General features: G+C 61.2%; 11 protein-coding genes. 2 read left to right on the top strand and 9 right to left on the bottom strand.

The features are described 5' to 3' along the window. Positions 1-22 precede the first annotated feature (22 nt). Positions 23-814, bottom strand: a complete 792-nt coding sequence (locus C5L12_RS19150; RefSeq protein ID WP_105373661.1) for a phosphatase PAP2 family protein — start codon at positions 812-814, stop codon at positions 23-25. 250 nt (positions 815-1,064) lie between these two features. Here C5L12_RS19150 and C5L12_RS19145 point away from each other — a divergent pair, with 250 nt between their 5' ends. Together C5L12_RS19145 and C5L12_RS19140 are read left to right on the top strand one after the other, a co-directional pair. Next, positions 1,065-2,558, top strand: coding sequence for a leucyl aminopeptidase (locus C5L12_RS19145; protein ID WP_105373660.1), 1,494 nt, complete (start codon positions 1,065-1,067; stop codon positions 2,556-2,558). A 45-nt stretch (positions 2,559-2,603) separates the two neighbouring features. Beyond that, positions 2,604-3,053 carry a DNA polymerase III subunit chi gene (locus tag C5L12_RS19140; RefSeq protein ID WP_105373659.1) on the top strand — a complete coding sequence of 150 codons (450 nt, stop codon included), beginning with the start codon at positions 2,604-2,606 and terminating at the stop codon, positions 3,051-3,053. A gap of 24 nt (positions 3,054-3,077) precedes the next feature. On the opposite strand, the gene C5L12_RS19135 is transcribed toward C5L12_RS19140, so the two are convergent. From C5L12_RS19135 to C5L12_RS19100, 8 genes are all read right to left on the bottom strand, one after another. Continuing rightward, complete coding sequence (locus C5L12_RS19135; RefSeq protein ID WP_157949086.1) at positions 3,078-3,668, bottom strand: TadE/TadG family type IV pilus assembly protein; 591 nt, start codon at positions 3,666-3,668, stop codon at positions 3,078-3,080. Between the two features lie 10 nt (positions 3,669-3,678). Further along, complete coding sequence (locus C5L12_RS19130) at positions 3,679-4,188, bottom strand: TadE/TadG family type IV pilus assembly protein (RefSeq protein WP_105373657.1); 510 nt, start codon at positions 4,186-4,188, stop codon at positions 3,679-3,681. A 5-nt stretch (positions 4,189-4,193) separates the two neighbouring features. Further along, the gene (locus tag C5L12_RS19125) at positions 4,194-5,546 is read right to left on the bottom strand and encodes a TadE/TadG family type IV pilus assembly protein (RefSeq protein ID WP_245422973.1); all 1,353 of its coding nucleotides are present in this window, start codon (positions 5,544-5,546) and stop codon (positions 4,194-4,196) included. A gap of 131 nt (positions 5,547-5,677) precedes the next feature. Beyond that, positions 5,678-7,735: a prolyl oligopeptidase family serine peptidase gene (locus tag C5L12_RS19120; protein WP_105373655.1), complete on the bottom strand. Its 2,058-nt coding sequence runs from the start codon at positions 7,733-7,735 to the stop codon at positions 5,678-5,680. 48 nt (positions 7,736-7,783) lie between these two features. Next, positions 7,784-8,176 (bottom strand): type II toxin-antitoxin system VapC family toxin, encoded by a 393-nt coding sequence (locus C5L12_RS19115; RefSeq protein WP_105373654.1) that lies wholly within the window; start codon positions 8,174-8,176, stop codon positions 7,784-7,786. Then, positions 8,176-8,433, bottom strand: coding sequence for a type II toxin-antitoxin system VapB family antitoxin (locus tag C5L12_RS19110; RefSeq protein WP_105373653.1), 258 nt, complete (start codon positions 8,431-8,433; stop codon positions 8,176-8,178). The genes C5L12_RS19115 and C5L12_RS19110 overlap by 1 nt, the downstream gene beginning before the upstream one ends. Before the next feature lie 58 nt (positions 8,434-8,491). After that, positions 8,492-10,375, bottom strand: coding sequence for an ABC-F family ATP-binding cassette domain-containing protein (locus C5L12_RS19105; RefSeq protein ID WP_105373652.1), 1,884 nt, complete (start codon positions 10,373-10,375; stop codon positions 8,492-8,494). A gap of 78 nt (positions 10,376-10,453) precedes the next feature. Beyond that, positions 10,454-11,482: a GGDEF domain-containing protein gene (locus tag C5L12_RS19100; protein ID WP_157949085.1), complete on the bottom strand. Its 1,029-nt coding sequence runs from the start codon at positions 11,480-11,482 to the stop codon at positions 10,454-10,456. Positions 11,483-11,823 lie beyond the last annotated feature (341 nt).

The raw sequence follows: 11,823 nt of genomic DNA, 5'->3' as shown, positions 1-11,823 counted from the left end.
GGCGTTTGCGACAGGGGGTGCGTCACAAATTTGTTTGCGAATTCCGTTTTCCTCGCCGCTGTGACATTTCGAAACACGCCGCCACGCCGGCATAGATCACCAGGGATGACAGCCATCCGAGCGTAACGTCTGAGAAATAATGGCCGCCGAACGAGGTCCTGAGAGCCGGCGAGACGAGCGAGACGGCGATGAGCGGCGGGCCGAGGACCGGGCGCAGCGGCTTCGGCAGCAGCACGATCAGGCAGGCCAGCCAACCGGCGCCGGCGGCTTCCCCGGAAATGAAGGAGCAATTGCCGACGCAGGCGCCCTGGAAGTCTCCGGCCGGGACGAACGCCTCCCCGCCGCCGAAGAGATCGGTCTCGTAGGGGCGGGGCCGGTTGGAGATCTGTTTCAGGATGAGATTGACCAACACGTAGGGGCCGATCAGGAAGGCAATCAATGCGATCGAGTAGTCCCGCGTCTTGCGGGGACTGTAGGTCGCTCCGTGATGCTGGAGATTGGCGATCAGCCGATAGAGGATGTAGATCGCGGTGAGCGACGGCAGATAAAAGAGAATGCGCCGGATCACCACGAAGACGGTTTCGGCGCCATAGGGAAAACTGCCGCAGACCCGACCCTGTTCGACGGCCTGACCGCAGACCGCTTCCTCGAAGAAGGCATGTGCGACGGCGAGGTCGATCTGCGGGAACAGGTAAAAGGTCGCGAGCAGCACCCACCAGAGGATCATCAACGTCAGAAGCCAGCCCGTCGGCCTGGCGAAAAAGCGCCGCGTGGCGATTCGCCAATGGGGGGCGGTGCGGGAGTGGAGGGGCATGCAGTCCTATCCGGTTGATCGGGCGGCGCGACCCTAATCCAAGAGACGGACGATTTGAACAGGTATCGGGGCGATATCGTCGGTGTCAGTCGGAGGAACGGAGCCTTTTGGCGCGGGGGCCAGTGCCGAAAGGCGTCCGGGACGGCTCGCATTAAGCACATCACGGCAGAGTTGAGGTCTCTCGACCTTGCGTTCGAGCCCGAAACGGGGATGATCGCGGCTTCCTGTCCGAGAGCCTTCTGGAGTCGCAATGTCCGTGAAATTCGATATCTCCTTCGCCAAGTCCGCCAAGATCGACGGTGGCCTCGTCATCCAGCTGAAGCTTTCCGGCGACGGGCCTGCGGCGGGTGTCGCCGAAGCAGATCCCGCCGGCGTCGGAGCCCGTGCGGCCGAGATCGCGAAATTTTCCGCCAAGGCCATGACGATGCTCGACATCATCGCGCCGCAAGGTTCGGCTGCCGACCGGCTGGTCGTGCTCGGCCTCGGCAAGGCGGACGCCCTGACGGCTCAGGATTGGCTGAAGGCCGGCGGCGTTGCGGCCGCTTCCGTCAAATCGATGAGCAAGGTGGTGATCTTCCTCGATGTACCGGGTGTCGAGGTCGGCGCCGCCCGGGCGGCGGGCTTTGCGCTCGGCATGCTTATGCGCGCCTATAGCTTCGATGCCTACAAGACCAAGAAGAACGATGACGACGACAAGGCGCCGAAAACCGTCAAGGTCACGATCGTCACGGCCGATCCCGCCGCCGCAAAGAATGCCTTTGGCGAATCGGAGGCGATCGCCGCCGGCGTCAACCTGGCGCGCGAGCTCGTCAATCTACCGCCGAATGCGCTCGGCCCCCTGGAATTTGCCGACAGGGCCAAGGAGCTCGAAAACCTCGGTGTCGAGGTGGAAATCCTCACCGAGAAGGAGATGAAGAAGCTCGGCATGGGGGCGCTGCTCGGCGTGGCGCAGGGGTCGGTCAGGCCGCCGCGGCTTGCCGTCATGCACTGGAAGGGCGGCAAGGCGAAGGATGTGCCAGTCGCCTTCGTCGGAAAGGGCGTGGTCTTCGATACGGGCGGCATTTCCATCAAGCCGGGCGCCGGCATGGAAGACATGAAGGGCGACATGGGCGGCGCCGCCGCCGTCACCGGGCTTATGCACACGCTGGCTGCCCGCAAGGCCAGGGTGAACGCGGTCGGCATCATCGGCCTCGTCGAAAACATGCCTGACGGCAATGCGCAGCGCCCGGGCGACATCGTCACCACCATGTCGGGCCAGACGATCGAGATCATCAATACGGACGCGGAAGGCCGCCTCGTGCTTGCCGACGCGCTTTGGTATTGCAAGGACCGGTTCAAGCCGCGTTTCATGATCAACCTTGCGACCCTCACCGGCGCGATCGTGGTGGCGCTTGGCAACCAGCATGCGGGGCTTTTTTCCAACGACGACACGCTTGCCGGCCAACTTACTTCGGTGGGCGAGGTAACGGGGGAGAAGCTGTGGCGCATGCCGCTCGGCAAGGAATACGACAAGATGATCGATTCCAAGTTCGCCGACATGAAGAATACCGGCGGACGCAATGCCGGCTCGATCACGGCCGCTCAGCTTCTGAAGCGGTTCGTCGGCGAGACAGCATGGGCTCATCTCGATATCGCCGGGACGGCGATGAATTCGCCCGCCAACGAAATCAACCAGTCCTGGGGTTCCGGTTATGGCGTAAGGCTTCTGGACGAATTGGTGCGCGCGCATTACGAGGTGGGTTGAGAACCCACATTTGTCGGTTCGACTAAATATGGGTTCTCAACCGTGATGACCGAGGTCCTGTTCTATCATCTGACGGAATCGAAACTGGAAGACGCGCTGCCGGCGCTGCTCGAAAAGAGCGTCGAACGCGGCTGGAAGGTCGTGGTGCAGACCAATGCGGAGGCGCGTCGGGATTTTCTCGACGCGCATCTGTGGAGCTTCCGCGAGGACAGTTTCCTGCCGCACGGGACCGATATTTCGCCGAGGGCTGACGCTCAGCCCGTGCTTTTGACCGCAGGCAGCGAAAACGGCAATGGGGCAAGCGTGCGGTTTGTGGTCGACGGCGCCGATCCACCGCCTGTCGAGACATACGAGCGCGTCGTCTTCATGTTCGACGGATATGACGCCGAACAGCTCGAAAATGCCCGTGCCCAGTGGAAAAGGCTGAAGGGCGAGGGCCATACGCTGGCCTATTGGCAGCAGTCGGAAGAAGGGCGCTGGGTCAAGAAAGCCTGACCGGTTTGGTTATTTCCCGGTTGGCTATTTCAGGGAGATCTTGTCGCCTACGCGCGGCCGTGAAATCGCCTTTCCGACAAAGCTGTATTCGGTATTGCCGGTGATGCTCGACAATAGCGATGTAAAAGGCGTGGTCATCGTGTAGTCCACTTTGGCAATCACCAGCTGGACGCCGCTCTCGACGACGTCGTCGGGTATGTCGAATGGCGGCGGCGTGCCGGAAGCCAACTGGTCTGCCTGATAGGCGCGAGACCAGTTGACGCTTGCATTGCCCGCGGCATCAAAATCGACAATCGCAACCTGGATGTCGAGTTCGGTGCCGTCGAAGGGCGTGAGAATGGCTGCGGTCCCCTCAAGGAGAGTCCGAAGGTCGCTCGCATTCCAGCTTGCTTCCTGCGCGACGATGTCGCTCGCGACTTCCGCGATCTGGTTGATCTTCCGTTGGACCATGAGACCTTCGCCGAGGTCGACGGTGCCGGCAAACATCAGAGCCATCAAAGGCAGAAGCAGCGTGAATTCGATTGCGGATTGCCCACCGCGATCGGCGAGCAGGCTCCATACGCCTTTGCGGCCCGGTCCCTGCTGTTCGTCCTTTTGACCACTTGCCTGTGCCATCGCGCCCGCCTCAGAAGGGTTCGTTTCTGAAAACCGCCGCGGCGGAAAGGACATAGCTGCCGTCGGCAAGCGTGTTGACGTTCGCGCCGATCTTGGCAAGCAGGCTGCTCCAGGGCAGAAATGCCTGGATCATCACGTAGTCCCCCGACGATCCCGGAGAGAAACTTTCCGTGACGGAAAGGACGCCGCCGCTGACGGCGGATGTGAAAGCCATGGAGGAGAAGTCCGACATGGTGGTCGTCGTAATCAGCAGTTCGTCCTCGCAGCCGAAGGCGAGTGCCATGTTGCCGCAGACCGCGCTCCTGAATCTGTCGAGGTCCCAGTTCCCGGAATGGGCGATGCCGACGCGCACATCACGAGCCGCCATGTGAAGCGCCGAATCGAGCGCGCTGTCGACGAAGAACATCAGCGCCATGTCGAGAATGCAAAACAGGAAGAGCAGGAACGGAAAAATCAGCAGCGCAAACTCGACCGCCGCCACCCCGTCATCGTTGCGTAGAAAGGCTTTGAAACGATTCATGAGGCTTAGCTCGTCAGCCTTACTTTGGAGAGATATTGTTTGAAGAGTGCCGATAGGCCCGCCTCGATCTCCTCCGCGGAGTTTGCCTGCAGGAAGAGGTCGCCGCTCGTCGCGCACTGTTCAAGCGCGGTCGGGATGTAATTGGTGCGGCTTGTGTTGCCTTTTCCAGGAACGATGGTGCCTCCCCAGGTCGAAGCATAACCGCTGCTGGTCATCGTTTTGCCAAGCGTTGCCTCGTAGCCCCAGTCCCAGGGCATCGGCAGGTATTCCGTATAGAGGACGCCGACCGTGGCATTGAGCGCCTTCACCTGATTGCACCATGCGGAATTGATAGGAGAGACGGCTGATTGCAGATAGCTCTTGGAGGTCGGGAAGCGGATGCCGGAATTTCCCTGCAGCACCCAGTTGCGCTCCGACTGAACGCCGTCCGTCAGAAGCAGCACCAGCTTCAGAGGGTTGCTTTCGCTCGATCCGTCCCCCGCCGTCCCCACGAGAGCCTTGAGGGCGGCGAAGGAATAATCGAAATAGGTCGCTTCCTCCGAGGTCGCGCTGGTCAGGCCGCTGGTCTTGTCGCTGAGCTTCTTCCGGGCATTGGTGGTTGAAAATGTCGGCGCCAGCACCTGGCTTGCGGTCTGCCCCATCGTGTAGAGCCCGACCTTGATGCGTTCATGGGAGGCGTCCGCGGTATCGATAAGATCGAGCACTTCATCCACAGCGTCGACCGAAACATCGGCCCGCAACTTGATCCCCATCGCGACCGAGAGGTCATAAACGTTCGTATAGTTCTTGCTCTTGTAATTGAAAGGGCCGCCCTCGGGCGTGTGGCAGGCAAACGCACAGCCAGCCTTAGAGGCCCTCAGGCTCGCCTGTCCGGCGCTCGTGGAGGCAAGCAGCATGGATGCGGATTTGTCGAGAACGACATAGACATTGAGATAGGCGCGGCCGGGACCTTCCACTGACGAGGCAACGCCGACGGCAACATCATTTATGCCCGCGACCTTGAGCAGGGTCGTCGCCACCGACGCATGGGCGGTCGCGGTGATCTTGTGGTTGGAGGTATCGATATCGTCAAGCTTGTAGCCGCCGCTTCCGAGATTGGTCTGGGCGGCAAACCATTCCTTTATCCGCGTCTCGAGCGCCATCTCGTTCAGCGTGCCGACGCTTCTGACGGCGCCCAGCAGGGCGGCGTCGAGGTCGGCCTGCATTTTGGAACGGGTATTATAGGCTCGGACGTAATCGAGGCTCGCGCCGATAGCGGCGATCAGCGGCACCAGCACGATGGCGAACATGATCGCGATATTGCCCTGGCGATCGGCAAGCAGGCGGGAAAAAATACGAAACAGGCCAGAACGCAACATAAAGCCGACCATCAACTAATACAAAGATACCGGGACTATAGCGACTAAGTGTAATGCAACGATTAATCGTATTGGAACGATACCGACGCGTAGATTTACCAAGATTAAATGATGTTTTTACGTGCGAACCGTCAGGCCGGTGAGGATGGTCCCATGATCGTTTGCCGCAGGAAGCTGTAGCCCATTGCAGGGCGTGCCGCCTGTTCGCTGGAATCGCCGGCGCCGCCGTGGCCGCCGGAGCCGAACTCGTGGAAAAGCGGCTTATGACCGCTGTCCTCCAGGCGTTTGGCAAACCGGCGGGCATGCGAGGGATGCACGCGGTCGTCATTGGAGGAACTCTCGATATAGACGGGCGGGTATTCGATCGTTCCGGCATCCTTCACCTGGTGCAGCGGCGAGTAGGAAAGCATGTAGTCGAGGTCGGCCGGTTCGTCCGGATTGCCATATTCGTCCATCCAGGCCTTGCCGGCAGGAAACACATGGAAGCGCGCCATGTCGATGACCGGGACGCGCGTCCAGACCGCCCCGAAATCTTCCGGACAGCGGGTCAGCATGACCGCCGTCAGCAGCCCGCCGTTGCTGCCGCCGGTGCAGGCGATCCGCGACGGCTTTGTATAGCCGCGCCTGACAAGATCGCGGGCAACCGCGACGAAATCCTCGAACGCCTTGTGCCTGCCGGTGCGCTTGGCGACGCGATGCCAGTCCGGCCCGAATTCACCGCCACCGCGGATATAAGCCTGGACATAGGCGCCGCCCTGTTCGAGCCAGATGCCATTGGCACCTGAATAATAGGGGGAGAGAGGCGCTTCGAAACCGCCATAGCCGTACATCAGAACCGGCAGTTCGCCCTTCGCCCAGGTTTTCGGAAAGACGATATGATAAGGCACCCGGGTGCCGCCTTCCGATATGGCCTCGAGGAGTTCCGAGCGCATTCCCTCTGTGTCGAAATAGGCAGGAGCCGTCGCGGTCTGCCGAAGCGTCGCCCTGCTGGCGCGGTCCGAAAGGTCGAGGATGTAGCGGGCGGGAGGTTTGAGGAAGCCCTGGCCGATCACCTGCAGCACTTCCTCTCCCTGATGGAGATCGGCATCGAGCGTCCGGAAGGAGACCGACTGCACTTCAGCCGGGAGAGCAAGCTCCTCCGGCGCGGCATCGGCCTTGGTCAGGTCGAGGAGGAAGAATCGCGGCTGCAGGCGGTCGCTGACGATGAAGACGCACCAGGTCTTGAGCAGCGAGAACTGCGAAACGGACTGCCCCTCGCCAGGTGTGAACAGGATACGCTCCGGCTTTTTGAGTGGCTCGTCGCCAAACGGCGTGAAGCGTTGCAGGATCAGGCTCCCAATTGGAAAACGTTCGTCCGTTTTTGCCCGCCAGAGCACGTGATTGTGGTTGATCGAGAAGTCGATCTCGCTCGGCAGGTCGAGGCGGCGCAGATTTCCGTCGCCACCCCTGGCATGGATGCTCTGCTTGCCGATCTCATGGCAGGCCGCAAAGATCTCGATCGGCCGTTCGCCGGCCGCGCTGTTCCAGAACATCGGGTCGATAACGAAGCCGTAGCCGTAGACGTCGCTGTCGGCCGCTTCAAAGAGGACCGGCGCGTCCCGCGGCGTCTGGCCGCGCTTCAGACGCCGGCCCACCCGCGGCCAGCCCGAACGGGTCGCGGAAAAGTCATCGATGGAGCCGAAATAGCAGATCTCGTCGCGGCTGAGCCAACTCGCATGCGAGCGCACCGCGGGCGTGTCGAAACCGCCGTCGACGACCGATTTGGTTTCCGCGTCGAATTCGAGAAGGCGCTGCAGATCGGAGCCTCCGTCGGAAAGCTGCAGGAGAACGCGGGTCGGCTCCCAGGGACAGGTGACCGCTCCGTTATAGATCCAGCGCTTGCCCTCTTTCTGGCAGAAGTGATCGAGATCGAAGACGGGCTCCCAGGCCGCGTCGGCCCGCGCGTCCTGATCGGCCGGCAGGCGCCGCCAGACACCGAGCGGATTGTTCCTGCTGCGGTGGAAGTCGAAGAGCCACTTGCCGCGTCGTGTCGGGATGATCAGCCGGTCGTCGCGCTCGATCATCGCCTTGATCGCGTCGCGATCCTTTTCAAATTCCGCGGTCCAGAGTTTCCGGCGGGACGCCTCGTTTCGGTCGGTGATGAAAGCGAGCGTCTTCTGGTCATCGTCGGTTTCGAGAAAAAGATCCATGGCAAAGCTCTTCAACGTTCAATGGGCTTTTAAAAACGACGGACCAACTCAGGCAAGGTCCGTGAGGGTAAAGTCGTCGCCCACATAGAGCAGACCAGCCCCGGCAGCCCTGGCGCCTGCATAAGGGAAGCAATCACCGAAATTTAACTTCGCCGGATGACGGCCCTTGCCGTAGCGGTCGAAGGCGTCGAGGGCTTTCGAGGCAATTTGATCCGTTGCCGGCAGGACCGTGACGTTCAGTTCAGATAAAAATGAGCGGACAAGCCGCTCGGATTCCGGAACGGACAGGTTTTCTTTCCCTGACAGCACGACGGCAGCCTCATACACCACGGTGGGCCCTGTCGATCGCGGGCCGTCGGATGCCTCCAGTCGCCGGATCAAATCGTCTGATTTTGGATCGCTAAGCAGGATTTCGAAGATCGCCGACGTATCCAGAAACATCAGATTTCCCACATCTCGTCGAGGAGGGCTTTGTCATCGAAATCCGGATTCGGTTTCCCGAGCCTTTTCACTTCGTCCTGGGTTGCCTTCAGCCGCTCGCGAAGCGACGGCTTCTCCGAGGTATCCGACGCTTCGGCCGTTTCCACCACGCGCTGCAGCGCTTGTCGGATCGCATCCGTCTTGGTGGGCGCGTTGAGGATTCTACGCGCCTGCTCGGCCAGTTCGTTGACGCGTTCGTCGCGGACGTAAAGGGGCATCGCGGCACCTCGTGAATATACATCGGAAGGTAGTGTATATTCACAAGGCGGACAAGGTTCAGCCCGCCATCGCCTCTTCGTATTCCGACGACAGCATCAGCCATTCCTCCTCCGCGGCGGCGAGCTTGGCTGCGGCCTCGCCGCGCTCCTTGGCTTTCTGCGCGGCCTTGGCCGGCGCCTTCTCGTAGAGTGCGGGGTCCGCAAGCTCTTTATCAAGAGCCTGAATCTGTTTCTCGAGCTTTCCTGTCAAGGATTCGATTTCGTTGATCTTTTTTCTGAGCGGGGCAAGCGAGGCGCGCTTCTCGGCATTGACCTTGCGTTGATCGGCCTTGGAGGCTGGCTCGTCTGCTGTCTGCGCCTTCTCGTCTTTCTTTCGCCCCGCAGAGATGATCAGGTCGCGGTATTCCTCAAGGTCGCCATCGAAGGTTTTGACGGTGCCTTCGTTGACCAGCCAGAGGCGGTCGACGGTCGCCTCGATCAGATGGCGGTCGTGGGAAATCAGGATGACGGCGCCGTTGTAATCGTTGAGCGCTTCGATCAGCGCCCGGCGGCTGTCGATGTCGAGATGGTTCGTCGGTTCGTCGAGGATCAGCAGGTTCGGCGCGTGGAAGGCCGCAAGGCCCATCAGAAGGCGCGCCTTTTCCCCACCGGAAAGATCCTTGGCGGCCGTGTTCATTTTTTCGGTCGCAAGTCCCATCTGGGCGACACGCGCGCGCACCTGGGCTTCCGCCGCCTGCGGCATCAGCCGGCGAACATGGTCGACGGGCGTTTCGTTGGGGATGAGATCGTCGAGCTGGTGCTGGGCGAAGAAGCCGATCTTGAGACCCGGCGCGAGTTTCATCTCGCCGCTTTCGAGTTCCAGTCGACCGGACACCAGCTTTGCGAAGGTCGACTTGCCGTTGCCGTTCGAGCCGAGCAGGGCGATGCGGTCGTCGTTGTCGATCCTCAGGCTGATATTCTTCAGGATCGGCTTGCCGGGAGCATAACCGACCGCGCCCTTGCTGATTGCCACGATCGGGGAGGCGGGCTGCTTTTCCGGCTCGGGAAAAATGATCGGCTGAACATGGTCTTCCACCACGGCGGCAACGGTGCCCATGCGCTCCAGAGCCTTAACACGGCTTTGGGCCTGTCGGGCTTTCGTAGCCTTGGCGCGGAACCGGTCGATGAAGCTCTGCAGGTGTTTGCGGGCCGCTTCGTTCTTGGCCTTCGCCTTCATCTGCAGCTCGTCTGCCTCGGCCTTCTGCCGTTCGAACTGGTCGTAGCCGCCGCGATAAAAGGTGAGCTTCTTCTGGTCGAGATGGACGATCGAGTTCACGGCATTGTTCAGAAGGTCGCGGTCGTGGCTGATGATGATGACGGTGTGCGGATACCGCCGGACATAATCCTCCAGCCACATCGTGCCTTCAAGGTCGAGATAGTTGGTCGGCTCGTCGAGCAACAGAAGGTCGGGCTCTGCGAAAAGGACGGATGCGAGCGCCACCCGCATGCGCCAGCCGCCGGAGAAGGAGGAGGCAGGGCGGTGCTGGGCCTCGTGGTCGAAGCCGAGGCCGGAAAGAATGCTGGCGGCGCGCGCTTCCGCTGAATGAGCATCGATGTCGACAAGCCGCATCTGGATTTCGGCGATGCGGTGCGGATCGGTTGCGGTCTCGGCTTCCTCGAGAAGCGCGCTGCGCTCCTTGTCGGCAGCAAGCACGATCGAGATCAGCGAGTCCTCCGTGCCCGGCGCTTCCTGCGCCACCTGGCCGATACGGGCATTCCTGGGGATGGTCACCGAACCGCTTTCGGCCGCAAGCTCGCCGGTGATCACGCGGAAGAGAGTCGATTTGCCGGCGCCGTTGCGGCCGACAAGCCCGGCCTTCGCGCCCGCCGGAAGCGTTACGCTGGCATTGTCGAGGAGAAGGCGCCCGGCAATGCGGGCGGAAAGGTCGGTAATCGTGATCATGGCGGCGGTTTTGGCCGAAACTGCCGGTGAAGGCAAGACGGCCTCAAAGATCTGCCGAAACGAGTTCCGGGCGGGGGCCTACCGGCTGGCCTGATCGGGCATGAATACCGCCGGGCGTCCGTTCGCCTTCGAAGTTTCCAAGGCCGCTGTTGCCTGCAGGCGCAGTTGCTGCGGCGAGAAGGCGTCCCCGGCGAGCGCGACGCCGATCGAGAGCGTCAGCGTTGCCGCCGCTCTGTCGGACACCGCAAAGACGAGGTTGTCGACAATGGAAGCAGAGAGGCGTTCGGCAATCGGATATATGCTGTCGCGACCGACATCCTTGAACAGAAAGGCGAAATCCCCCTTGCCGATGCGGGCGAGGAAGTCGTTCTTCTTGATCGCCTTGCGGAAAATCGAGGCGGCTTTCCTCACGATGCGGTTGGCAGCCGGCTCGCCATAGGTCTGGGCAATGTCCGACAGGTCGTTGATGGTGACCAGGAAGAGCGCGACGTCGCGTTTGTCGGCCTCTGCGCCATAGAGCGTCTCCAGGCGCTCGGCGAAGGCGGCGTGGTTCGGCAGCGCGGTCAGGCGATCCCGGAGGGTGATCGCCCGGGCGGCTGCGGTCTTCTGCTCCGAGGTGACCAGGCGATCCACCCCGGCCTTGAGCACTGCTTCGAGTTCCGTTTCCGCGACGACTGCATCCGACAAGGAAACGCTTAAGTATTCGATCTCGGCGAGGATATCCATCGGTCCCGCGTTGCTGTCTTCGCGAAGGCTGCGGGCGACGGCTTCCAGCACGCGCGTAAAACCCTGCTTTTGCGTTACGCCGCTGGTCATCTTCTCCCGCAACTCCCGGAGCAGATTGATCTCGTGGTCGCGCGATCTGGCGGGAGCAAGCGCGACAAAGCCTGGAAGTTGATACCGCAGACCGATTTCATCGAGCAGCGTTTGCGAAGGTGCGAGCGGCAGGGCCAGCACCTCGCGGGAGAGGGCAGTGTCCCCGCCGGACAAAGCCTCGTGAAAGAGTTCGTAGTTGCGCGGCAGGCCGTTGACCTCCAGCTTCGCCATGTGCTGGCTCACCACCTGCAGGGTTCGGTCGCGCACCGCTTTGCTGACTTCGCTCGTCATATCTTGCCCCACGATCCCATCGGGTTGTTCGATACAGGTTCCAGGCATGACGCGTGGCGTTTAACATCTTCTGAAGAACGGTGCTGCCGCTTTTCTCAGGGTTAAGAGAGAATGGACGACGCGGGCAGCGCGCCTATCTCCGTGATGCCATTCATGAATTTTCCTGATTGGATTTCTCCGGAGCTTTACCGTCAATATCCGCCATCTCTGACACAGGAGGTGACATGAAAGAGGGTGCACCCGCTGAGAGAACGGATCACTGAGATGCAGGTGATGATGGAGGGACAGTCACACTTCCAGGCTTTCGGCTTATCCTGTTGGGGTTTTCGAGATCTCAACAA

Source organism: Neorhizobium huautlense (assembly GCF_002968575.1).
Classification (GTDB): Bacteria; Pseudomonadota; Alphaproteobacteria; order Rhizobiales; family Rhizobiaceae; genus Neorhizobium; species Neorhizobium huautlense.
The sequence above is the reverse complement of the archived record's forward strand: the minus strand, read 5'-3'. Positions and strand labels throughout refer to the sequence as shown.